The sequence below is a fragment of the Rathayibacter sp. VKM Ac-2754 genome (genome assembly GCF_009807095.1).
Classification (GTDB): Bacteria; Actinomycetota; Actinomycetes; order Actinomycetales; family Microbacteriaceae; genus Rathayibacter.
This window is the reverse complement of record NZ_WUCC01000001.1, coordinates 573,484-596,334: the sequence shown is the minus strand read 5'-3', so window position 1 is coordinate 596,334 and position 22,851 is coordinate 573,484. Positions and strand designations below refer to the sequence as shown.

Genomic DNA, 22,851 nt, shown 5'->3' with positions numbered 1-22,851 from the left:
CAGCCGCGGATCAGGCCCAGGTCCAGGACGCGAGGACGGACTCAGCGAGGTCCTGGCGGGCGTCGTCGTCGACGGTCGGGCTGAACGAGAACGTCACGACGTAGTTCTGGTCGTCCTGGGTGAGGTAGTACTGCTCGATGCTGTACGACGCGCCCTGGGCGGTCAGCGCGCCGCTCAGGTGGGCCGACTCCGTGCCGGCGACCTGGACGCGGTCCTCGACCTCGACGTCGGTCGCGCCGGCGCCGGTGAGCTCGTCCACTCCGGTCGACTCGATCTGCTCGGCGGTGACGGCTCCGGCGGGGCTCAGGACGACGTTCACGTTGTCCGAGAAGCCGTCGGTGTCGGTCAGGTCGGCGGCGAGGGTGTCCGCGCCGATCGAGGAGGGGTCGGTGTCGGGGATGTCCCAGCCGTCCGGGACGGCGTAGGTGTAGCCGTCGCCGGTGATCTCCACTCCGGCGGCCGGGGCCGCCTCGAGCTCCTCGACGTCCGAGCCGCTGCCCGCGGAGGTGCAGCCGGTCAGGAGGAGGGCGAGGGCGGCGGTGGCACCGAGGCGCAGGGATCGAGACATGCCTCCACAGTAAACCCACAGCTGCTCGCCCATCGGGGCGGGGGTGCCGCTCCGAAGGAGTACGGGAACCAGCGAGAGGAGAAGCAGTGGTCTTCAGCAATCGACGATGGCACGTCACCACGATCATCGCGCGCGTCCGCGCCTCGACATCGATCGGAGCCGCCGGCCTCGACGCCGCGGCTCGCGCCACCTGGAAGCTCGAGGTGCTCCGGATCGCCGACGGAGTCGACGCGGGCCGGATCAGCAACAACGAGGCGGTGCTCGCCTTCACGCGCATCGCGGAGTTCGCCGAGACGGGCCCGCGGGGCTCGCTCGGCCCGGCGATGGGCGCGTAGCGCGAGCGCGGCACCACCGCGTCCGACGACGCTCCGCTACAGGATCGAGTAGACCGTGTGGAAGACGGCGGCGGCCAGCGCCGTGACCGCGAGGGCGGCGAGCACCGTGAGGGGCCGGGGGCGCCTCCGGATCACCGCGAGCACCAGGAAGCCCGTGCCGAGGACGATCTGCAGCCACCAGTAGACCGAGCCCGTGGTGTCGGCGACGGCGCCGAGCGCCCAGATCCCCTCGCCGATCAGCACGCCCGAGAGCGGGGCGACCGCGAGCACCCGCCACGGAGTCGTCCCGTGCAGGGTGAGGGCGGCGGCGGCCCCCAGGATCGGCCCGGCCGGCACCGCGAGCAGCCAGAAGACGTCCGTGAACGGGGGCGAGTAGCCGAAGCCGCGCGCGCCGGTGACGAGGTCGTAGCCCTCGAGCAGCGCCCAGAACGCCAGCAGCCCGAGCAGGGCGGCCGGTACCGGGCGTGCCCGGCCGAGCCGCACCAGAGCGAACACGAGCATCGACCAGCCGCCCGAGGAGTTGGCGAACGACGTCAAGGAGGACGGCAGCCAGGTCTGCAGGAAGCTGGTCAGCGCGCCGAGGACGAGCCCTCCGACGAGGGCGACGGCGAGGGGACGCAGCAGGGTGGAGCGGGCGGCGGGAGCAGGGGGCATGGGTCGATCCTGCGATGGAGCGCGCCGCGGCGGATCAGGGAGAACCCTGATCTCCACCCCCGTGATGGTCACCCCCGCTCGGGAGCGAGAAATCCTCGCAGCACTAGGGCAGACTCGGGCCTGCTTCTCGCCCTGCTCCATCGACCCCGAGGACTCCGATGGACAGCGCCACTCCGTTCGGCGCGTGGGCGCGCGCACGGTGGGCCGATCTCGGTGCGTCGCCGCCCGGGCGACGGGTCCCGGGCAGCGTGACGGTGTTCGTCGCGGTGGTCGTCCTCGGCGCTCTCGCGTCGGTCGTCTCCGTCTCGTCGGGCGCGGGGATCGCCTATCGCGACGAGCAGCTGCACCTCAGCATCGCCCGGCGCCTCTTCGACAGCGCGTCTCCCGGGTTCCAGCAGCTGGGCACTGTCTGGCTCCCGGTGCCCCACCTGATCCTCGCTCCGTTCGTGATCGACTTCGAGTGGTGGGTCAGCGGAGCCGGCGCCGCGATCGTCGGGACCCTCTGCCTCGGGCTCTCCGCCTCCGCCCTCTACCGCATCGCCGCGCGGATGCGCTCCGGGCGCACGGCCCGCCTCGCGACGGTCGCGGCCTTCGTCAGCAGCCCCGCCGTGCTCTACGTGTTCACGACTCCACTCACCGAGCCGGTGCTGATCGCGGGCCTGCTCGGCTGCGTCGCCGGGCTCGCCCGCTGGGTCACGGCCCGCCGCCGGCACTCGATCGGCGAGACGGCGGTCTTCTGCGGGATCCCGCTCGCGATCGCGGTGATGTCGCGCTACGAGGGCTGGGCGCTGCTCGCGGGCGGGGCGGTGCTCGTGGCCGTGGTGTCCTTCCGCCGCGACCGCCGGATCGGCGCGGCGGTCGCGTCGGCATTCGGGCTGGCCCTCCCGTCCCTGGCGGCGATCGCGTGGTGGCTGGCCTACAACACGGCGATCTACGGCAATCCGCTCGAGTTCGCGAACGGCCCCTTCTCGGCGGCCGAGCTGCAGCGGGGCATCACGGAGGCGGGCCTCGTCACCACCGCGGGCGACCCGGGCATCGCGGTGTACGTCTACGTCTGGAGCATCGTCCAGGCCTACGGCCCGGCGAGCGTCGTGCTGGCCGCTCTGGGCGCGGCGGCGCTCGCCGTGCGCGACGGGCTCTCGGACCGCTTCCTCCTGCTCGCCCTGACCGGGGTGCCCGCGCTGTTCTCTCTCGTCAGCCTGGCCGCGGGGCAGTCGGTCATCTACAGCGACCACACCCTGCCGACGGGCTGGTGGAACACCCGCTACGCCCTGGTCGCCGGACTCGTCACCTCGGTCATGATCGGCTACCTGGTGCAGACGGTCATCGAGGCGCGGAGCCGCGTCGCCGGGCGGGCGTTCCGCGCCGTGGTCGGTGCCGCGGTGCTCGCCGGACTCACCGGCCAATCGGTGTGGATGCTGGGGGAGCCCGAGCGGGTCGCGGTGCTCGCCGAAGCCGCCGACCAGCGCGTCGCGTTCGCCGACCTCCGCCGCTCCTTCACCTGGCTCGGCCGGCAGTACGAGGGCGGCGGGATCCTCGTGGACGAGAGCCAGAACCCCTTCGTCCTCGACCTCCGCCTCCCCCTCGTCGAGCTCGTCGACTACGCGGCGGGCGAGGCCTTCGTCCGCGCGCAGGAGGACCCGGCGGGCGCCGTCGAGTGGATCCTCCTGAACGAGGACAACGAGGCGGACACGATCACGAGGGTCCTCTCGCGGCACCCCGAGAGGCTCGACCGGTTCGCGCTCGTCCACTCCGACGGGCCCTACCGCATCTACCGGAGGTGGTGACGGGCCGGGCGCCGCGGGGGTGTTCACTGGAGCGATGACCGATCGCGCCGACCACATCGCCGACTTCGCCGAGTTCCTCACGGCCTCCCCCTCCTCGTACCACGCCGCGGCAGAGACGGCGCGGCGGCTCGGGGCCGCCGGATTCGCGGGAGTGGACGAGACGCAGGCGTGGCCCACCGCACCCGGTCGCTACGTCGTGGTCCGCGACGGAGCCGTCATCGCCTGGCACCTGCCGGCGGAGGCCGACGCGCTGACGCCGTTCCGCATCCTGGGCGCGCACACCGACTCGCCGGGCTTCAAGGTCAAGCCGAAGGCGACGATCGGCTCGAAGGGCTGGCTGCAGGCCGGCGTCGAGATCTACGGCGGTCCGCTGCTCAACTCGTGGCTCGACCGCGAGCTCGAGCTGGCCGGCCGCCTCGTGACGCGCGACGGTGCGGAGCTGCTCGTGCGCACGGGCCCGTTCCTGCGCATCCCCCAGCTCGCCGTCCACCTCGACCGCGAGGTGAACGACGGCCTGACGCTCGACCGGCAGAAGCACACCGTCCCGGTGCTCGGCGTGGGCGACGCCGCGGACGTCGACCTGCTCGGTCTGCTGGCCGCCCGGGCCGGGCTCGACGACGCCTCGGACGTCGTCGGCTACGACCTCGTCACCGCCGACACGCAGCCGCCCCGACGCTTCGGCCTCGACGACGCGCTCTTCGCCGCCGGCCGCATGGACGACCTCAGCTCCGTGCACGCCGGTCTCGTCGCGCTGCTCGCCGCGAGCTCCGGGCCGCAGCCGGCGTCGGGCCACATCAGCGTGCTCGCCGCGTTCGACCACGAAGAGCTCGGCTCGGCGACCCGCTCCGGCGCGAGCGGCCCGTTCCTCGAGGACGTGCTGAACCGGATCGGCGCGGCGCTCGGGGCCGGCGTCGACGAGCGCGCCCGGGCGATCGCCGGGTCGTGGTGCCTCTCGGCGGACGCGGGGCACTCGGTGCACCCGAACTACCCCGAGAAGCACGACCCGGTGAACCAGCCGGTGGCGGGCGGGGGTCCGCTGCTCAAGATCAACGCCTCGCAGCGCTACGCGACCGATGCGCGGGGCGCGGCGCTCTGGGCCGGCCTCTGCGCCCGGGCCGGCGTCGAGTACCAGGAGTTCGTCTCGAACAACACCGTCCCGTGCGGCTCGACGATCGGGCCGCTCACCGCGACCCGGCTCGGGATCGCGACCGTCGACGTGGGCGTGCCGCTGCTCTCGATGCACTCCGCGCGCGAGCTCGCGCACGTCGACGACCTGGTCGCGCTGGCGACGGTGATCGAGGAGTTCTTCCGCCCGACGGAGTGACTCCGGGGTCGACTGGTGAGGGAGGAGTCGGTGCGGCTCGCCTTCCATGCTGGTCGAGTAGCCCCGCAGGGGCGTATCGAGACCCGGCAACTTCAGGAGATCGGCCTTCTGACCTGGACTTCTGACGAGGTGGATCTCGATACGCCTGCTGCGCGGGCTACTCGATCAGCGAGCTTGCAGCCACACCCGTGGGGTGACTTCTCCTTGGAGACCGACCAGCGTCAGCAGAGCGGTCGTCAGATCCGCACTTCTGACGCTGGTTGTTCTCGATACGCCGGCTCCGCGGGCTGCGGGCTCGATCAGCGAGGAAGCGGCGGTGGCCCGGTTCGCGCGCGAACTGCCCCTCCTCCAGCGGCGGATGCCCGAGGTGACGGGACGCGTGCCGGTCTGCCCGGTAGGCCGTGACCGCCGACTCGTCGTCCGTCGTGAGAGGGCGCAGGCGGAGCCGCCGCGTGACGAGATCGACCGGGGCTCCCATGCATTCAGGCCAGGGTGGGGATCGCTCGTCATCCCGCGCGCACCGAGAGGTTCTCGCCGAGCTGCGTCCAGTCGTCTCCTGTGGCGTCCTCGGGAACCGCGCCGTCCGGGTGGATGCGCACGGTCCACTCGTTCTGCTTCGACACCGTGTCTCCGCAGCCGCTCTCCAATCCGTCGTCGGAGTGGACGACGACGCAGTGACTCCCGCTGTCGATCCCGCTCGCCACGTAGACGTCGAGTCCGTCGACCGTTCCGGCGTAGCGGACCGTCTCCGGATCGAGCCCTTCGCCGACCCTGCCGAGGAAGGGGAGGACGTCCCGCTGCTCCTGAACGCGGTCGTAGTCGGAGAACGTGGTCGCGTTCTGCTCGACGCAGCCGGCGAGCAGTGGGAGCACCGCCACGACTGTGGCGATCCTCGCTGTCGTGCGCCTCTGACTCCACGCTTCACGATGCACAGCGGCCCCCCGTCGCTCCGGCTCACTCTACGACTCCGACGAGAAGCGACCTCCTGCGCTCGGCCCGCGCCCTGCTGATCGGGCCCGCCGCCAGCGCAACGGGCGCACTGCTCGCGGATCGATCCGGCGAAGATGCTCCGTCTCAGTGCGCTGCACGGTGCGTCTGTGACGGATCGATCGGCCGGGGTCGGTGGGAGCGCGCAAGCCTGCTGGTCGAGTAGCCGCCCGAGGCGGCGTCTCGAGCGGCGAGGCCGCGTTGCGCCATTCGAGTATCGAGACCCGCCAGCTTCAGCAGATCGGGCTTCTGATCGGGACTTCTGGCGCTGGTGGATCTCGATACGCCCGCTGCGCGGGCTACTCGATCAGCAGGCAGGGACCACACGCAGGAAGCGACTCGATCAGCGAAGGACGACTCCACTGGCTGGAGCAGAGCGACCCGCGCGAGCTCGCTGGTCGAGCCCGCAGCCGCCGGAGGCGGCGTATCGAGACCCGGCTCTCGGCGTCCGGGCCGAGCGGCTCAGTTCGCCTTGAGGGCCTCGCGGAGGCTGACGCGCGAGCCCATCCGGAGCAGCGAATTCGTGTAGATCGTGCTCGCGACGGCCATCACGGCCGCGGTCGCGACGACGAGGAGGGCGAGCGAGACGAGCGGCTCCCACCACTCCGCCTCGCCGAAGAACAGCCTGACGGGCATCGCGACCGGGGCGCTGAACGGGATGTACGACAGGATCCCCATGACGAGCGGGTTGTCGCCGAAGAAGACGACTCCGAAGTACGGGACCATCACGAGCATCATCGCGGGCGTCATCACCGCGCCGGTGTCCTCCTGCCGCGACACGAGGGCAGCGCCGGCGGCGAAGACGCTCGCGACCAGCACGAACCCGAAGACGAAGAAGACGACGAACCAGATCAGCGGCGCCGAGAGCAGATCGAGCAGCTCGGTCTGGCCGGTGATCGCGAGACCGAGCGCCGACGCGGCCGCGATGGCGGCGGCGGTGCCCACTCCGATCACCGAGTTGCCGAGGATCTTGCCGGCCAGCAGCGCGCGAGCGGGGACCGCGGCGAGCAGGATCTCGACGATGCGCGACTGCTTCTCCTGGACGGTGTTCTGCATGATGGTCGCGCCCGAGCCGATCACCGCGATCATGAAGACCAGCCCGAAGGCGAGGCCGATCAGGGCGCGCAGGCCCGAGGGGGTCTCGGAGGGGTCGAGGAGCTCGACCTCGGGGCTGACCGAGAGGGCCGAGACGAGGTCGTCCGGCGCCTCGTCGAGGGCGATCAGCGAGAAGCCGATCGCGGAGTCGTCGGGGACGAGCGCCGCGTCGACCGATCCGGAGCGGACCAGCTCCTCGGCCTCTCCGCGGGTCGCGACGTCGGTGACGTCGAGGGCGTCGGAGTCGCCGACCGCGGCGGGCACCGACCCGACGACGGCCACCGGGGTCGCCTCGACCGCGCGGTTCCCCAGCACGCTCGAGAGCACGATCCCGCCGATGACCAGCGCGAGCGTGATCACCGTCGAGATGAGGAACGCCTTCGAGCGGACCTGCGACAGGATCTCGCGCTCGGCGACCAGCAGGGTCGCGCCCCAGGTGCCCAGGCGGGCGTCGTCGTTCGTCGTTCTGCCGGTGCTCATCGCGCCACCGCCACCTTCTCCTCGGCGCCCGAGGGCGCAGCCACCACGATGTCCCGGAAGATCTCGCCGAGGGTCGGCCGCACCGGCCGGAACGACGACACCGTTCCCCGCTCGACCGCCGCGCGGAGCACGACGTCGGCGGCCGCCGAGTCGGCGTGGAACAGCGCGCTCGTGCCGGCGAGCTCCACGACCTCGACGCCCGGCACTCCGCGGATCCAGCCCGCGTCGCCGGTCATCTCGAGCGACCAGCGGTCGCTCGAGTACTGCTCGCGCAGATCCTCCCGAGAGCCCGCCGCCTTCACCTGGCCGCCGGCGATGATCACGAGGTCATCGCACAGGCGCTCGACCACGTCGAGCTGGTGGGAGGAGAACAGCACGGGGATGCCCCGCGCGGCGTGCTCGGCGATCACCGCGACGACCTCGTCGACGGCGAGCGGGTCGAGCCCCGAGAAGGGCTCGTCCATGACGAGCACGTCGGGGTCGTGCACGAGCGCCGCGGCCACCTGCACGCGCTGCTGGTTGCCGAGCGAGAGGGCCTCGAGCTTGTCGCGTCGGCGCTCGATGAGGCCGAGGCGCTCGAGCAGGTCGTCGGCGCGCTGGACGGCCGTCGCCTTCTCGATGCCGTGCAGCCGCGCGAGGTAGGCCAGCTGCTCGCCGATCTCCATCTTCGGGTAGAGGCCCCGTTCCTCCGGCATGTAGCCGAAGCCGTGCAGCGCGGCCTGGCCGACGGGCGAGCCGTCGAGCGTCACAGTGCCGGAGTCGGGGCGCAGGACCCCCAGGATCATCCGCATCGTCGTGGTCTTGCCCGCGCCGTTGCCGCCGACGAAGCCGGTGAGGCGCCCCCGGCCCACGTCGAAGCTGACGTCGTCGACGGCGCGATGGGCTCCGTAGCTGCGACTGATGTTGTGCACGCTGAGCATGCGACCTCCTCGGGCCTGGGCGATGCCTCCACGCTACGAGCGGGCCGTGCCGAGCGCTTCCGGCCCGGGGGTGACGCCGCTCCTCCGCCTCCGGGCGGAGTCCGCGGCGAGAGGAGGAGTCAGTCGACCAGACCGGACCGGTAGGCGTAGGCGACGGCCTGCACCCGGTCGCGCAGCGCGAGCTTCAGCAGCACGTTCGAGACGTGGGTCTTCACCGTCGCGCGGCCGACGAGGAGCTGCTCGGCGATCTCGTCGTTCGAGAGCCCCTGCGCCATCAGCCGAAGCACCTCGGCCTCGCGCCGGGTCAGCTGCTCGGGCACGGCGCCCGGCGGCAGAGCGGAGGTGCGGCCCCGGTCGCGGGCGACGGCGCGCTCGATGACCGCGCGGGTCAGCTCGGGCGCGAGCAGCGCCTCCCCGGCCGCGATCGCGCGCACGCCGTAGACCAGGTTCTCGGGAGGCGAGTTCTTCAGCAGGAATCCGCTCGCACCGGCGTCGAGGGCCTCGAGCAGGTAGTCCTCGCGCTCGAAGGTCGTGAGCACGAGCACCCGGGCGGTCTCCTCCGGATCGGCGAGCAGCCGGCGGGTCGCCTCGAGTCCGCCGATGCCCGGCATCTCGACGTCCATGCAGACCACGTCGGGGCGGGCCATCGCCACGACCTCGAGCGCCTCCTCGCCGCTGGAGGCCTCGCCCACGACCTCGATGCCGGGCTGCGCCGAGAGGATGGTGCTGATGCCCTGCCGCATCAGCGCGTGGTCGTCGACGAGGACGACCCGGACGGCGCGCTCGTCGCTCATACCCGGACCCCCAGCGGCACGGTGACCCGGACGACCCAGCCGGAGCCCGCGCGCGGCGCCGCCTCGAAGGCGCCGTCGAGGGTCGCGGCGCGCTCGCGCATGCCGAGCAGGCCGAGGCCGCCGCTGCGCTGACGCGGACCGGGGCGGCCGAGCCCGTCGTCGGCCACCTCGAGCTCGACGGAATCCTCGTCGTAGCGCACGTGCACGCTCGCGCGGGTGCCCGGGCCGGCGTGCTTGAGGACGTTGGTCAGCGACTCCTGGGCGATGCGGTAGAGGTTGAGCCCCACTGTCGCCGGCACCTCGAACGGCTCGCCGACCCGCTCGAGCGAGACCCGGAGGCCCGCCGCGACGGCGTCCTCGACCAGCGCGTCGAGCGCGTCGAGGTCGAGGGAGGCGGTGACCGGTCCGAGGGCCGACTCCTCGTCGCGGAGGGTGCCGAGCAGCTGGTACAGCTCGCTGACGGCCGCCCGCGACGAGTCCTCGAGGGCCACGAGCTGCCCGCGCGCCCGGTCGGGGTCGGTGCCGAGCAGGGTCCTCGCCGCCGCGGCCTGGACCCCCATCAGCGAGACGTGGTGGGCGACCGCGTCGTGCAGCTCGCGCGCGATGCGCAGGCGCTCGATCGTGATCGCCTGGCGGGCGACCTTCGACTGCTCGTCCTCGAGCTGCTGCGTGCGGAAGTCGGTCAGCGCCCGCTGGCGCGCCGACGACCAGGCGTGCTCGCCGAACCACCAGGCTCCGGCGAAGTAGAGGACGTTGACCAGGACCTGCTGGAGCATGTACGCGGCGACCGGGGTCAGCGCGCCGATCCCCTCGCCGTCGAAGTCGAGATCCTGGGTGCTCGCGCGGAAGAAGGTGATCATCAGCCAGATCCCCATCGCGGTGACGAGCAGCCCGCGCGCCCAGGTCGCCCGCGACCGGTTCGGGTCCCACGCCCCGACGCTGTAGAGCGCCATGAAGAGGGCGATATTGGTGATGGTCACCTCGGGGACCCGCAGCTCCCCGGCGAGGACGAACGCGGCGCTCGTGACGGCGAGCGCGGCCACGGGCTGCACGCGGCGGAACGCGAGCGGGAGCGTCACGAGGGCGAGGAGGCCGATGCTCGGCAGCGGCTCGGCCGGATCCGGCCACATCCCGATCGCGCGGCCGAGCACGAGCGAGAGGATCGACGCGCCGAAGAGGACGGCGGCGGTCGCGGCGTCGACCTTCCGCTGGTCCGCCGTCACCGGCGACCGCTGCCACGCGCGCGAATCCGGGTCGACTGTCATCTCCCTTTCAATCTAACGGCGGAGGAGCGACACCGTGTCTAGTCGTAGGGCACCAGGTCCCGCTCGTGGGAGCCGGAGCCTCGGGCGCCGTGTCGCGGACGACCGAGTCCGGATCCGTCGACGGAGTGATCCGCCCGCCGTGCAGCACGAGGACGTGCTCGCGGCCGCGGGCCTCGCCGATCGCCCGGAGCACGTCGGCCACGGCGGTGGCGCTCCTGGTCTCGAGCGCCGCCCGCGCCGCACCGTCGAGCACCATCGCGCGTCCGCTCCCGTCGCGGGGACGGAGGAGGAGCGCCCCGCCTTCGGCCTCGGTCACGACGAACGCCGACGCGAGCGCCTCTCGAAGGGTCATCCGAGGACGCTACCGCGGGCGCACTCCGCGGCGACTCTCAGTCGGTCGGCTTCATCCAGAACGGCGAGTAGTGGTAGCCGTCGAGGTTGTCGAACTGCCGCTGGTACATGAAGGGGTAGTCGTCGGTGTCGCCGATCCGCCCGCCGGCGGCGCCCGCGCGCTCGGTCAGCTCGTCGACCGCCTCGCGGCTGCCGAGGTCGAACGAGACAGTGACCTTCGAGGGGGTGCCGGGCACGCCGATCAGATCCTCGGTGCCGCCGACGCTCGCGTACATCTCGCGGCTGCTGAGCATGACGTACTGGTCGGGCGCGATCGCGAAGCACGACGTGTTCTCGCTCGACATCTCGGCATCGAGGGTCCAGCCGAGGGCGGTGTAGAAGGCGGTCGCGCGCTCGACGCTCTCGACCGGGCAGCTGATGAAGAGGCTCATGCGGCCCACCCTCGCAAGAAGCCGGCGTGACGACAAGGGCTGCGGGGCGCGACAGCGCCGAAGCCGCTTCGCGTCTCAGTGGTGAGGGAAAAGAGGGCGCCCCTCGCCCTTGCATGCTGATCGAGTAGCCCCGCAGGGGCGTATCGAGACCCACCAGCTTCAGCAGAGAAGGCTCAAGTCCTGGTCTTCTGATGGACGTGGATCTCGATACGCCCGCTGCGCGGGCTACTCGATCAGCGAGGGAGGGGCAATGCCTGTGAGGTGGTCTCTCTGTGGTGGGGGAGAAGGGATTCTGGCAGCGAGCATGCTGGTCGAGTAGCCCCGCAGGGGCGTATCGAGACCGACCAGCTTCAGCAGTTCGGGCCTTCGAGCTGGACTTCTGACGATGGTGGATCTCGATACGCCGCGTGCCGCGGCTACTCGATCAGCGAGGGAAGGGCCTCACGCGGAGGGTGATTTCTTGCGGGCTCGATCAGCGAGGACGGGACCACACGCAGGAGGACGCTACGGGGCGGCGCTCGCCGACCACGCGATCTCGAGGTCGCAGCTCCCGCCGGGCGGCAGCGCGGTCAGCGGCCCCAGCACCTCCAGCTCGACGAGGTGTGCCGTCGGGTGCAGGCCCTCGAGCGAGTCGATCGGCGCGTCCGTCGGCCGCTGCAGCCACACCTCCACCTTCGAGCCGCCGTCGGGCCACTCGCCCTCGGCCGCGGGCTCGGTCGCGAGGCGGAGGGAGGCGCCGGACGACTCGCGGTACTGCACGGATCCCGAGGCCCGCGGGTAGCCGCGCTTGGCGACTCCGGTGCCGAGCGGGAGGACGACGTCGCGCCCCTCGAGAGACGACGACACCGCGCCCTCGTACGAGCCGAGGTCGAGCTCGACCGGCTCCCCTTCGTGCGGCACGACGACGCCTCCGCCGGGCGCGGTCGCGACCTGGCACACCTCCCAGATCGCCCACCTCCGCTCGGTCGCGGACACGTTCTCGAACGTCACGCGCTCGCCGAACGACGAGCCGACCGCCGGGATGGTGAAGCGCCGCGTCACCCGGAGGCCCGACCGCGGATCGTCCGGGCTCGTCAGCACCACCTCGACCGACGACTCATCGACGGTCCACTCCGACGCCCACGCGCCCGAGTCGAGCACGGGATCCGGGGGCCCCGCCCACTCGTCCGGCCCCGACCAGCCCTGCGGTGCGGGCCAGGTCTTCGAGCCGCCGAGGTTCGCCCAGGTCGACATCCCGCCGGTCCCGGCCGGCCACTCGGCGACGGGCGCGACCGGGGTCAGAGCGGAGGAGACCAGCTCGGGGTTCTGCCAGAGCAGCTCGTGCCCGCCGACGACGAGCGAGAGGAGGCGCCCCCCGCAGGTCGGCGCGAACACCAGCTCCAGGTCGGGCGTGCTGACGGCGAGCAGCGGCAGGTCGCCTCCGCGCGACTCGACGATCACGACGGCTCGCGCAGCGCCGAGCGCAGGTCGGCGACGACACGGCGCAGCTGCGCCACCTCGGCATCGCGGAGCCGCTGCGGATCGGAGTGGAACAGCAGCATCGTCGGCAGCGAGGTGGCGAAGTAGTCGACCTCGCCGGGCGTGGCGGCGAGCTCGTCGACGAAGGCCTCGAAGCGGTCGAGGGTCTCGGCGGCGGCCCGCCCGTCGCCGAGGCGGGCGAGCGCGAGGATCGCCGCGGCGCTCCGCTCGGTGAAGGGCTGGGCGGCCATGCCCGCGAAGTCGCGGGTCGCGCGCGACGCCTCCGCCCAGGCTTCTCGCGCGCCCGCCGCGTCGCCGCAGGCTGCCAGCGCGTCGCCGAGCGCGAGGTGCAGCTCGGCGGTGGTCGCGAGGGGGTGCCTGGCCTCTCCGAGGGTCGGCGGAGGCGTCAGCGCGGCCAGCACGGCGGACCGAGCGGTCTCGGGGTCCGCAGCCGAGCGCACCGCCGCGAGGCACGCGTCGTCCCAGGCACCGAGCACCTGGCCCTCGCCGCCCTCCCACGGCTGGAAGCGGCGCGACGTCAGCGCCCGCAACGCCTCCTCGTGCCGCCCGACGGCCGTGAGCAGTCGCGCCGAGACGACGCTGAGGTCGTCGCGCTCCTCGACCAGGGCGGGCCGCGCCTCGAGCGTCGCGAGCCGCGAGGCCGCGCTCTCGCCGCGGCGCTCGGCCAGCTGGTCGGCCTCGAAGAGCAGGCGGGCGTCGTCGGGCAGGCGCCGTCGGGCGGAGGCGTAGTACCGCGCCGCGAGGTCCGGGTCGTGCAGCACGTTGTACGCGGCGACGCCGAGGTTCCGCTCGACGAGCGCCGCGAGTGAGTCGTCGAGGTCGCCGTCGAGCGCCGACCGCCAGGCGCCGATCGCCTCGGCGCCCCGGCCGCGGTCGTAGCGCCAGCTGCCGAGCAGCGACCAGGCGAGACCGTCGTGCGGGTCGAGCCGCACCGCCTCCTCGAGCACCGCGATGTCGTCGAGTCGGGAGGGGAGGCAGTGGGTGGCGTCGCTGCGGGCGGCGCGGGCGCGCGCCTCCCGGGCCGCCGACGCCTGCCCGCGGCGGGCGAGCAGGGAGGCGCGGTGGTATCCGATCAGCGGGCCGACGTTCACCTGGCCGAGTGCGGTCGTCGCGCTCTCGGCGAGGGCGAGCACCTCGAGGGCCTCGTCGTCCCAGCCCGCCGACGCGTACTCGAGGGCGACGTCGAGCAGCGTCGGAGCGTCCGTGGTAAGCGTCTCGCCGGCCAGGTGCCGCGCCCACTGGTCGAGCGGATCGAGCGCCAGGGTCTCGGCGAGCAGGCGCTCGGCGTCCGCCGTGCGGCCGAGGGCACGGAGGGCGAGCACCAGCAGATCGCGCGCCTGGAGGTTCTCGACGTCGTGCCGGAGCACGGTGCGCAGCAGCTCTTCGGCGTGCGCGGGGTCGGAGAGGCGGGCGAGGGCGAGCGAGGCAGGGGCGACCCACGCCGAGTTCCAGGCGGATTTCGCGAACGCCTCCGCCGCCTCCGTCGCGCGCCCGACTCGCGCCAGGGTGAGGCCCAGGCGGTAGAGCGCCTCGCCGTCGGCGGGGTTGGGTGCCCAGGCGAGCTGGCGCGCGAGGGCCCCGCGTAGGTGGGCGAGCGCCTCCTCGTAGCGGGCGGCCCCGTGCCGGCGGGCGGCGAGCGCCACGTTGCTGCGCACGTCCGAGGGGTCGCGGCGCAGCGCCTCCTCCCAGTACGTCTCGGGTGAGCGCGTGGCGTGGCGGTACTGCTCGAGGTACTGCCCGATCAGGAACAGCTCCTCGACGGTGCCGACCTCGGCGGGCGGGGGCGGTGCGACGGCCGGGGCGGGCGCGTCCTCGCGCGGCTCGGAGCGCTCGAGGGCGGATCCGCGGAGCGCAACGAGCAGGTGGCCCTCGTGGCGCACCTCCACCACGAGGTCGGCGAGCCTCAGGCCGGGTCGCGCTGGAAGATCCACGACGACGGGCGAGCCGGGCTCGGCGTCGTGCACCGAGCGCTCGCCGCCCACCACGATCTCGAGACCGGCGCGGACGGCCGTCACCGCGACTCCGATGCGCAGCACCGACTCGTCGACGAGGTCGAGGCGGACGGCCGCGTCGCGCGTCGCCTGCTGTGCCGGCCCGATCTCGGTGATCGGGTACCAGTACTGGCTGAAGGCCTTGGTCTCGCCGGGCGCGAGGAACGAGAAGTCGGGCTGGTTGTCGGTGTAGACGCCGGCCATCAGCTCGACGTAGGGCCCGTCGCCGTCGGTGAGGTTCGCGTCCCAGGCGTGGCCGAAGGGGGCGTCGCCCCAGGTCCACTGCTTCTTGCCGGGCGAGATCGCGCGATCGGCCCAGTGCACGAAGCCGGCGCGGCGCCCGTGGTCGTACCCGCCGAAGAAGGCGTCGGCCGTCTTCGTCACCATGTACGAGGTGGGCACGGGGATGTTGCGGTACCAGTCGAGCCGGTCGGCGTCCGGATGCTCCGCGTCGACCCGGGCGGGGTAGTCGACTCCGTAGTACTCGCCCTCGACCCGGGGGAACGAGACCACCGCGCGCTTGGCGTGATCGGCCACGTGCTCGACGTCGGTGGGGAAGAAGGACTGGTAGTCGTCGTTCACCGCCGCCGCGACGTTCGCCCACCAGAGGAAGGTCTGCGTCTCGTCGCTGCGGTTGAACAGCCGCACGCGCGCCTCGATCAGCGACGAGTCGGGGCGGAGCCGGATGCCGTGCATCCCCTTCATCCGCGCGAACGGGTCGTGGTCGGAGCACCAGACCGTCACGGCGCCGTCGTCCTCGTGCTCGATCGACACGTCGGTCGGCAGGAACGTCGCGGGCCGGTGGTGCTGCGGCCAGTTGAACTCGATCCCGCCCGAGATCCACGGGCCGGCGAGCCCGACCAGCGCCGGCTTGATCACGTTGTTGCGGTAGAAGACGTCGTAGTCGGCCGTCTTGTCGTACGCGATGTGGAGGCGCCCGCCGAGCTGGGGCAGCACGACCAGCCGCAGCCAGCGGTTCTCGAGGTGCACCGCGTCCCAGGCGTGCGGCGACTTCTCGGCGGCGATCCGCTCGTGGAACGGCAGGGGGAACACCCGCCCCGACGAGCCCTGGTAGACGCGGGAGTCGAGGAACGCGGGATAGCGGTCCGGCTCGCCCGGCAGGTAGGTGTCGATCAGCAGCGGCTCCGTCCAGGCCGCGACACCCGCGCCTGACTGGTCGGCGGGGACGGGAGGGAGGATCAGAGTCGACTCGGCGGTGAGCATGGCCTCAGCGTAGGAACGGCCCGCAGGCGCTGGAACGACCGATCCGGCGGCGTCCCTGGACGGAACGACGACCGTGCACCAGGCTGGCGTGATGGCGATCGAGGAGGGCTTCCCCGGGCAGCGGCTGCTGGTGATGCCTCGTCCGCGGGTGAGGGCCGCCCTCGCCGGCCCCGGCGCCTCCCCCCTCGTGGTCACCGACGCCGGCTACTTCCCGGAGGCGCGCGCCCACGCGAGGGCGAGGGCCGAGGGCATCGCGGAGTGCATCATCCTGGTCTGCACCCGCGGTGCCGGCTGGTGCGAGGTCGGCGGAGTCCGGCACCCCGTGCGGGCCGGTCAGGTCGTGATCCTGCCGCCGGGCACCCCGCACTCCTACGGCGCCGACACCGCTGCGCCCTGGACACTCTGGTGGCTGCACGTCGTCGGCCGCGACCTCGCCGAGTTCCTCCGTGTCGCCGGAGTGATCGCCGCGGCGCCGGTCCGCGATCTCTCCGACACCTTCCGCATCGTCGCCCTCGTCGAAGAGGTCGTTCAGGCCATGGAACGCGACCTGACGTTCGCGAGCACGCTCGCCGCCTCCGGAGCCGCCTGGCACCTGATGGCCCTGCTCTGCTCCGAGCGCACGGCCGGAGCGCCGCGGGTCTCGGCGATCGACCAGGCGATCGAGTACCTCCGCCAGCACGTCACCGACCAGGTCTCGATCGGCGATCTCGCGCGGACGGCGCGGTTGAGCCCCTCGCACTTCGCCGCCCGGTTCCGCCAGGAGACCGGGACCTCGCCGCTGAAGTACCAGACGCAGCTGCGCATGGCGCGGGCGCGCGCACTCCTCGACACCACCGACCTGCCCGTCGCGCAGATCGCCGCGCGGGTCGGCTACGCGGATCCGTTCTACTTCGCGCGGCAGTTCACCGCCGTGCACGGGGTTCCGCCGATCCGGTACCGGCGGGAGGGGAAGGGGTGAACGTCAGCGCGGTTCGGTGAAGATCGCATTGCACTCGAGCTGCAGGGCGACGTCGTCCCACATCGGGTGCTGCGGCGCCGCGTTCGAGCAGACGATCGACCCTCGGGCGCCGACCCGGCGCGACTCCCGCATGGCGAGGCGGCAGTACTCGGCGCCGATCGGGCCCTCCTCGAAGCGGCCCTCGATCGGCGTGTAGCCGACCCAGCCCTCGCCGAAGACGAGCGGGATGCCGCGCATGGCCGCGTGATCGGCCGCGACGGCGATCCAGGTCTTCAGCGTCGCCTCCATCTCGAGCTGGTGCCGGCCGTAGTGCTCGTAGAGGAACCGGTCGATCTGCTCGGCGTCGCCCCAGTCGTGCGCGTAGATCTCGCCCTTGCCGACGATGGTCGCGGTCAGCTTCCACTGCGACTCCGGCGGCAGCATCCACTCCGCGATCGGAGGCGCCCCCTCGAGCAGGAAGGTCTCTGCTGCCTTCTGCTGCTCGAACTCCTCGATCGGCCGCCGCAGCGCGAAGTCGCGGATGAAGTCGTCGAGCACCCCGTAGATGTAGGGGTGCACGACGAGGACGTCGGAGTTCCACGGGATCCCGCGCATGCCGCCGACGGGCACGTGCGCGTAGTTGACCGAGCACGGGACGCCGGGAGCGAGCCCGTGGAAGCGATTGATCCCGCGGGTCAGCCGCGGGCGCAGGGCGAGGGTCGCCTCGTCGAGGTTCTCGTACTCGAGGCCCTCGGTGAGGTGCCCGGCCTGCACCTCGTTGTGCAGCTCGACGAAGGCGACCCGGTCGTCGAGGTCGTTCTGTTTCAGGAACGCGATCAGCCCCGCGTGCGCCTCGGCGAGCCGCTCGGCGCGCTCCTCCGGCGGCACGGCCATCAGCGCGTCGAACCACGCGCGGTCCTCGGCGAAGGCGGAGGACTGCTGGTACTCCCAGGACGAGACGATGACGAACACGTCGTGCCGCTTCGCCGCCTCGAACAGCGCGAGGAGGTGCTGCCGCGCGTCGATGACGGTCGGCTGCTTGACGTCGTACCAGCGCACCCGCTGCGCGTACTCGCCGCCGAGCGGGCCGAGCTTCAGCGCGCCGGTGTCGATGTCGGTGCCGAACAGCAGGAACGGCATCGCGCAGATGCGGATCGTGTTGTATCCGCGCTCGACCGCGCCCGCGAAGGCCGCGTCGAGGTCTTCGAACGGCTCTCCCGGGCCGCTGCGCACGTACCAGGAGAAGTCCCAGAGCGTGATCGTCATCTTCGCCGGCACGAGCGGGCCGAGGGGGACGGGACGGGTGGGGGACGAGTACTCGTCGATGAGCATGGGGTCGAGCGTACGGAGGGGGCGGGGGCGGGGACATGGTCGATGTGGCGGAGTTGCTGGAGGATACGACGGCGCGCTGGGCTTCCAGCTGGTGCATGCGGTGATGACTATGCGTCCACCGTCGTCGACTCAGGCCGTTTTAAGCGGGGCCGTTGCGCACGGCGCCCTGCTTGCTATCGGTCCACTACATCGGGACGGGGTGTGCGTATTTGCGCACCGGCATGGCGCGGGGACGGCCGGCGGTACTGCGTTGATGGCGCCGAAGGGACTGCTGCAGGTTCGGTTGGCCTTACGAGCGCTGTAGGAGGACGTGCGTAATGGCTCCGTGCGGGGCGCTAGCGTGGATTTCTAGACACGGGACGTAGCGGGGTCGGAAATCGTTGCCTCCTTGCGCACTGTCGTCCCACTCGTAGCTGCGGACGCGGAGGGTGTTGCTGAGGCGTCCGAGGAGCACGGCGATCGGAAAGGGTACCCGTAGTAAAAGATCCACGGGTGCGTTGGCCTGCTCAGCGGAGAACTGCCGAATAATAGCGGCCGCTTCAGCGGCAATTTTGCCCGCTGTGGCCGGGTCGAGCAGGCCCGGCGCGATGCCTCGAATTGTCGTTGAGGCGACGACGGTTGGCGGCTTCTCATTAAGGTATCTGTCCCACGCCGCGTCGCTTCGCGTGGGCAACAAGTCAACGTAGACCGCAACGCGCGGGCGTTCATCACTGCCGGCAGCACGATCGTAATAATTCTTGTCAACTTCTAGGCTCGGCGTCGAAGGAATGACGGCTTCGGTCGTGCTGGTCCAGCGATCGTTGCGTTGGTCGACAATTTCAAGCTGTCCAACTCGGGAGGAAGGGAGGGCTGCGCCAAGAGCGAAGGCGACGGAGAGGTGAGCTCCCCCAGCAACTTGGACAGTCTGTGCGCCGGTTCGGGTAACGGCGTCGGGCAGTAACCCGAGAGTGCGTTTCAGGTCATCAAGCGCCTGCGGGTCGGGAAGGCGCTCGTGCTGAGATGGGCGGACACGGATGTCGAGCTGCGCGCCGGTTCGGTCGTAAACCTGGCCGATGTTGCGGGTCTGGATCGTAAGGCTTAGCACCGCTCCTGCGTCAGCGACCAATTGTCGATGCTCGGCCATTCGGTGCCACAAGGCGCCTTTGACGAGTTCGTCAAGACCTTCGGGAGTAGCAGCCGATTGGTCGACGCCTTGCAGTTCTCTCCTCGGCCGGCCGAGGAGGCGATCCGGGGCGCTGTAGTCGACGGAGGCCGCTCCAGGCATCAACACGTCGTTGGCGATGAGCAGTTGGAACCGTGAATCTCCCTGATCGAGTCGAATCAGATCGGGTGCCTCGATGCCGCGCACCACGTCGCTGTGCGTGATGTCTGGCGTGATGATGAGCACGGCGCCGGACAGGCCATCGGCGATCGCGTCCTCGAGTCGATCAGCGGTGTCCCCCGGGGGCAGGTCGTCCTTGTCTCTCCAGACTGGGATTCCAGCTGCGCGAAGTCGCCATGCCAGCAACGCCACTATCGGTGTCCCGTCGGACTGCCGGTAGGACAAGAACAATGGCCCGGTAGCGTCAAACACGGTTGTCTTTCGCACGCTGATCCTCCTGATTCGACGAACTCGTGTGCTTCCAAAGCTGGCAGCTACGCCAATCGTCCGCGATACCGGCGATACGGACGCCGCCCGCGCTCGGAATCTTGTTGGTGATCATTCTGACTCCTTCGGGGCCTGGTCGCCTTGCGTCGTATCGAATGTTTAGAGCTCTTGGGGTAGCTCGCCTGTGAGGCGGAGCTCGCATGAGCGAGGTGTCACCACAACGATTCGGCGGATGTCGAGGATATATCCGTGAAGAGTGTTCCGGACGACAACGAGCGTGGGGTTTGATGTCCGAGGGTGCTTGATCGAGTACATGGCGAGAGTTGCGAGGTCGGTTGGGCTGGGCCCGACGTCGGCGGGGTGACTGTGCCAGTCGCCGAGATAGCCAAGTCTGGAGTCTGCTCGTCGGGCAGCATGCACGCTGGATTGGGTAGTACCGAACGGGATTTTGTAGTGGTGGCGGCCTCGGTCGTTGGTCGCAATCTCGATGGTGCAAGTGGCCCAGGGGTGGCCGCCGTCGGTCTGGACACCGACGAGGATGCCACCTGTCTCGTTGGGATGTGCTTCGGCCGCTGCTGTGATCATTGAAGCTTGGGCGGATTCTGAGAGCAGAAGGATCGGGCCGGCGGCGTTGCGGGTCATTCGGTCGAGCCCGTGTTGTGGTCGTGGCTCCCAGTCGTGTCGAACGGAGCGGCCATTGGCTGGAAGACCAGAATGCGTTCGTCTGTGCGGTTGCGGCGGCCGGTGAGTAAGTCGATGGCGGCGAGCGCGATATCGGCAGCGGTCGCGAGGACGGCGGTTGGTGAAGCGTTGTTCACCGGTGCTGTGCAGCCCAGTTCAAGGAATCCGGCGCTTGGTTCGCGCGGGTCTTCCGGCGGAATGCTGTGGTAGGTCGGGTCGCTGGGGCGCGCTGCGATGAGCGTGTCGCCGTCGGCCTGGCGTTGTACCCGCGCGATGGCTCCCTGATGGAAGAGTGCTCCAGTGATAAGTGATGTATGGGTGCGTCGGCAGATCTCGGCGACGGCTGCGGTGAACGGGAGCGTGCCAGTGCAGTCGATGATCAAGTCAAACCCTTCGACGTTCGAGATGAGCTCGGAGGGGGAGTAGGGCAGGTTGTCGATCATCGGTTCGACGGTGGTCCAAGGAGCGTGCTCGCCAATCTTGACGGCCATGGCGATGGCCTTGTTATATCCAACGCCGAATCTGTCGCTAGCGTGGCGAACGAGGTTAGCCGTCTTGAGGTTATCGCTGTCATGGAGGCGAATGAGTCCGACTCCGCTGGCGGCGAGACTGAGCGCGACGTGTCCTCCGACGGATCCGGCACCGGCGATGAGGATTCGCCTGTCGGTGAGGGCGGAGGCGTTTGGCCCCGCACGTCGGTGTCGGGCGGCGATGTCGTTCGGGGTCGCGGCAATCGCTGATGCTTCAAGCAAGTCCCCGGTGCCCGCAAATACGACCACGACCGCGTCGTGGTCTCGGCCGTGGCGGGGCCAGGCGAGGACGGCGAAGTCATAGCCGCCGCTTGCCTCAGGGAGGGCTGTGTTCGTCCTCGCGACGAGCCCCTCGTCGAGGTCTCGAGTCTGCCTGTTGGTAAGCGCGGCACGGAAGTCGGTGAAGTTCCGGGGCGGCCGATCGATGTGTCGTCGAAGATAGAACGCTCCTCGGAGGAATGGCTCATCGGGCTCGGAGCCGATTGATGGGGGACGCTCGATCATGAGGGTACGGTCGCCTCGTGTGGTGGCGACAAGGGGAGCGCAGTAGCCGTTGCTGCCTGCTTGTACGAGGTCACCGAAGGGCAGTTCGGCCTGGTAATGCGTGGTTTTGCCAAAGAGGAGGTAGGCGTCGAGGGCACGGTCCTCGACGCGGAAGCCACGCTGACCTGTCTGCGCCCATTCATCAACGCGCTGCCAGAGAGTCTGGAGATCGCGGCCAGTGATCTGAGCGGGGTCGTCCTCAGCCCACAGGCAGATCACGCCATGGGCAGCGTGCTCAGTTGTCAGCCCAGGAATTGATACATGGGCGTAGCGGAGTGGCCAGCCCTGAAGGAACTGAATCCGCATGCGGGTTGCGTTGGTGAGGGGCTGCAAGCTTTCGCGGAGCGGGCCAGTCCACTTGGCCTGAGCAGTGCCCCGCACCGGGGAGAACCCTTCGTTGATGAGACCTGAGCAAAACCGTTCGAACGCAGCATCGTCGTAGGTTTCCACGAGCCACTCACGTATTACGTCGAGTAGCCCACGGTGGGCTCGCGAACCCACGCGGATCGTTGCTGCCGACTGCGCCGACAGCGGTGACTTTGCCGACTGGGAACCCGTTTGCGTCACATCCGTCCGGGAGCGGGAGGACCTGACCACGATCGTTGCTTCCGAGGATATCTCGCCACGTCTTCGCTGCACGACATCGTTCCGAGTCGAGCGCTTGGCGAGCCTGCTCGGCGAGTCGGTTTAGCCCGTCGGCAGCAGCCGTCCACTCCCAGGAGTCGAGCTCGGGCTTCATCGGCGTACTAAGCACCGGGTCGAGGAGGCCCTCATCAGCGCACTTCTCGAAGCGCGTGGCGACCTGTTCCATGGTGGAGGTCAGCAGTTCGGCCCAGGTGGCGCCGGTAACAAGTTGATCCTTCCAGGAATAGTAGACAGCGACCTCGGTGAACAGGCCGCCGGGGCGCTGCTTGCCGAAGTGGACGTGGCGCACCTGGCGTAGGAGCCGGACGACCGGCCGGTAGGCGTTAGCGGTTCCTATGGTCGGAGTCCATGTCGCGACGGCGAGTGAATTGGTGTCATCCGCGAACTCGACCGGATTGGTTTTGATCCAGCGCTTCTCCTCGCTGTTCCACAGGTCTCGGTCGCGGTTCGGGATTCCCCAGTTTTTGCCCCACGGTACGGCGGGGACGGCATCAATTGAGAAGGAGTTGTCGCTCAGATCGTCGTCGGGATCCGGGAAGTCGATCTTGAGGGATCTGGCCTGGCGTGTGACGCGGCCGCCGCCGTCGCGATCCTTCAGACCGTACCTTGCGATGAGAACGCGCTCGACTGCGTTGTAGACCTTCTCGGGGTCGTGGCGGACAGAGAGGTTCGTGAGGCGGAGGAAGATGTCGACGTCTTTGCCGGGGTATCGGGCGGTCTGACGGGCGTAAGAGCCAATCAGAATGGAGTCGATGCCCCACGAACCCAGTTCTGGGTCCGCTTCGAGCAGCGCGCGGACTTCGGTGTGCGCTGCGATGGCACGGCCGCGCTTGACGCCACTAATGGTGACATTGCGGATTGCCTGGTCGAACTCGGTGTCTAACGTCTCCATTGGTTCCATCCTCTGACC

The 22,851-nt window shown here is 70.5% G+C and carries 21 protein-coding genes; 4 read left to right on the top strand and 17 right to left on the bottom strand.

What is annotated here, in order from left to right; all coding sequences use genetic code 11:
• Nucleotides 1-10: 10 nt before the first annotated feature.
• Entirely contained in the window at nucleotides 11-568 is a 558-nt protein-coding gene (locus tag GRS92_RS03000) for a hypothetical protein (RefSeq protein ID WP_159853090.1), read from the bottom strand.
• Nucleotides 569-654: 86 nt separating this feature from the next.
• Here GRS92_RS03000 and GRS92_RS02995 point away from each other — a divergent pair, with 86 nt between their 5' ends.
• Nucleotides 655-903, top strand: coding sequence for a hypothetical protein (locus GRS92_RS02995; protein WP_159853089.1), 249 nt, complete (start codon nucleotides 655-657; stop codon nucleotides 901-903).
• A 36-nt stretch (nucleotides 904-939) separates the two neighbouring features.
• On the opposite strand, the gene GRS92_RS02990 is transcribed toward GRS92_RS02995, so the two are convergent.
• Entirely contained in the window at nucleotides 940-1,557 is a 618-nt protein-coding gene (locus tag GRS92_RS02990; protein WP_159853088.1) for a DUF6518 family protein, read from the bottom strand.
• 158 nt (nucleotides 1,558-1,715) lie between these two features.
• Here GRS92_RS02990 and GRS92_RS02985 point away from each other — a divergent pair, with 158 nt between their 5' ends.
• Both GRS92_RS02985 and GRS92_RS02980 read left to right on the top strand, forming a co-directional pair.
• The gene (locus tag GRS92_RS02985) at nucleotides 1,716-3,344 is read left to right on the top strand and encodes a hypothetical protein (RefSeq protein ID WP_159853087.1); all 1,629 of its coding nucleotides are present in this window, start codon (nucleotides 1,716-1,718) and stop codon (nucleotides 3,342-3,344) included.
• A gap of 34 nt (nucleotides 3,345-3,378) precedes the next feature.
• Nucleotides 3,379-4,668 carry a M18 family aminopeptidase gene (locus tag GRS92_RS02980; protein ID WP_159853086.1) on the top strand — a complete coding sequence of 430 codons (1,290 nt, stop codon included), beginning with the start codon at nucleotides 3,379-3,381 and terminating at the stop codon, nucleotides 4,666-4,668.
• Nucleotides 4,669-5,174: 506 nt separating this feature from the next.
• On the opposite strand, the gene GRS92_RS02975 is transcribed toward GRS92_RS02980, so the two are convergent.
• The 9 genes from GRS92_RS02975 to GRS92_RS02935 form a co-directional block, all read right to left on the bottom strand.
• Nucleotides 5,175-5,546: a hypothetical protein gene (locus tag GRS92_RS02975; RefSeq protein ID WP_159853085.1), complete on the bottom strand. Its 372-nt coding sequence runs from the start codon at nucleotides 5,544-5,546 to the stop codon at nucleotides 5,175-5,177.
• Nucleotides 5,547-6,117: 571 nt separating this feature from the next.
• Nucleotides 6,118-7,230, bottom strand: a complete 1,113-nt coding sequence (locus tag GRS92_RS02970; protein WP_159853084.1) for an ABC transporter permease — start codon at nucleotides 7,228-7,230, stop codon at nucleotides 6,118-6,120.
• Nucleotides 7,227-8,150 (bottom strand): ABC transporter ATP-binding protein, encoded by a 924-nt coding sequence (locus GRS92_RS02965; RefSeq protein WP_159853083.1) that lies wholly within the window; start codon nucleotides 8,148-8,150, stop codon nucleotides 7,227-7,229. The genes GRS92_RS02970 and GRS92_RS02965 overlap by 4 nt, the downstream gene beginning before the upstream one ends.
• A gap of 119 nt (nucleotides 8,151-8,269) precedes the next feature.
• Entirely contained in the window at nucleotides 8,270-8,944 is a 675-nt protein-coding gene (locus tag GRS92_RS02960) for a response regulator (protein ID WP_159853082.1), read from the bottom strand.
• Entirely contained in the window at nucleotides 8,941-10,209 is a 1,269-nt protein-coding gene (locus GRS92_RS02955) for a sensor histidine kinase (RefSeq protein WP_159853080.1), read from the bottom strand. Before GRS92_RS02955 ends, GRS92_RS02960 begins: the two co-directional genes overlap by 4 nt.
• 7 nt (nucleotides 10,210-10,216) lie before the next feature.
• The gene (locus tag GRS92_RS02950) at nucleotides 10,217-10,561 is read right to left on the bottom strand and encodes a hypothetical protein (RefSeq protein WP_159853078.1); all 345 of its coding nucleotides are present in this window, start codon (nucleotides 10,559-10,561) and stop codon (nucleotides 10,217-10,219) included.
• 37 nt (nucleotides 10,562-10,598) lie between these two features.
• Nucleotides 10,599-10,991, bottom strand: a complete 393-nt coding sequence (locus GRS92_RS02945; protein ID WP_159853076.1) for a VOC family protein — start codon at nucleotides 10,989-10,991, stop codon at nucleotides 10,599-10,601.
• 504 nt (nucleotides 10,992-11,495) lie between these two features.
• Nucleotides 11,496-12,431: a DUF4380 domain-containing protein gene (locus GRS92_RS02940; protein WP_159853074.1), complete on the bottom strand. Its 936-nt coding sequence runs from the start codon at nucleotides 12,429-12,431 to the stop codon at nucleotides 11,496-11,498.
• Nucleotides 12,428-15,685 (bottom strand): DUF5107 domain-containing protein, encoded by a 3,258-nt coding sequence (locus GRS92_RS02935; protein WP_159853072.1) that lies wholly within the window; start codon nucleotides 15,683-15,685, stop codon nucleotides 12,428-12,430. Before GRS92_RS02935 ends, GRS92_RS02940 begins: the two co-directional genes overlap by 4 nt.
• Before the next feature lie 91 nt (nucleotides 15,686-15,776).
• On the opposite strand from GRS92_RS02935, the gene GRS92_RS02930 reads away from it, so the two are divergent.
• Nucleotides 15,777-16,643: an AraC family transcriptional regulator gene (locus GRS92_RS02930; protein ID WP_159853070.1), complete on the top strand. Its 867-nt coding sequence runs from the start codon at nucleotides 15,777-15,779 to the stop codon at nucleotides 16,641-16,643.
• 3 nt (nucleotides 16,644-16,646) lie between these two features.
• On the opposite strand, the gene GRS92_RS02925 is transcribed toward GRS92_RS02930, so the two are convergent.
• From GRS92_RS02925 to GRS92_RS02900, 6 genes are all read right to left on the bottom strand, one after another.
• Nucleotides 16,647-17,954, bottom strand: a complete 1,308-nt coding sequence (locus tag GRS92_RS02925; RefSeq protein WP_159853068.1) for a cellulase-like family protein — start codon at nucleotides 17,952-17,954, stop codon at nucleotides 16,647-16,649.
• A gap of 289 nt (nucleotides 17,955-18,243) precedes the next feature.
• Nucleotides 18,244-19,542, bottom strand: a complete 1,299-nt coding sequence (locus GRS92_RS02920) for an SAVED domain-containing protein (protein ID WP_159853065.1) — start codon at nucleotides 19,540-19,542, stop codon at nucleotides 18,244-18,246.
• The gene (locus GRS92_RS02915; protein ID WP_159853063.1) at nucleotides 19,520-19,657 is read right to left on the bottom strand and encodes a hypothetical protein; all 138 of its coding nucleotides are present in this window, start codon (nucleotides 19,655-19,657) and stop codon (nucleotides 19,520-19,522) included. The genes GRS92_RS02920 and GRS92_RS02915 overlap by 23 nt, the downstream gene beginning before the upstream one ends.
• Before the next feature lie 44 nt (nucleotides 19,658-19,701).
• Nucleotides 19,702-20,184 (bottom strand): Mov34/MPN/PAD-1 family protein, encoded by a 483-nt coding sequence (locus GRS92_RS19205; RefSeq protein WP_159853061.1) that lies wholly within the window; start codon nucleotides 20,182-20,184, stop codon nucleotides 19,702-19,704.
• The gene (locus GRS92_RS02905; protein ID WP_159853060.1) at nucleotides 20,181-21,746 is read right to left on the bottom strand and encodes a ThiF family adenylyltransferase; all 1,566 of its coding nucleotides are present in this window, start codon (nucleotides 21,744-21,746) and stop codon (nucleotides 20,181-20,183) included. Before GRS92_RS02905 ends, GRS92_RS19205 begins: the two co-directional genes overlap by 4 nt.
• A gap of 7 nt (nucleotides 21,747-21,753) precedes the next feature.
• Nucleotides 21,754-22,833, bottom strand: coding sequence for a nucleotidyltransferase domain-containing protein (locus GRS92_RS02900; RefSeq protein ID WP_159853059.1), 1,080 nt, complete (start codon nucleotides 22,831-22,833; stop codon nucleotides 21,754-21,756).
• Nucleotides 22,834-22,851 lie beyond the last annotated feature (18 nt).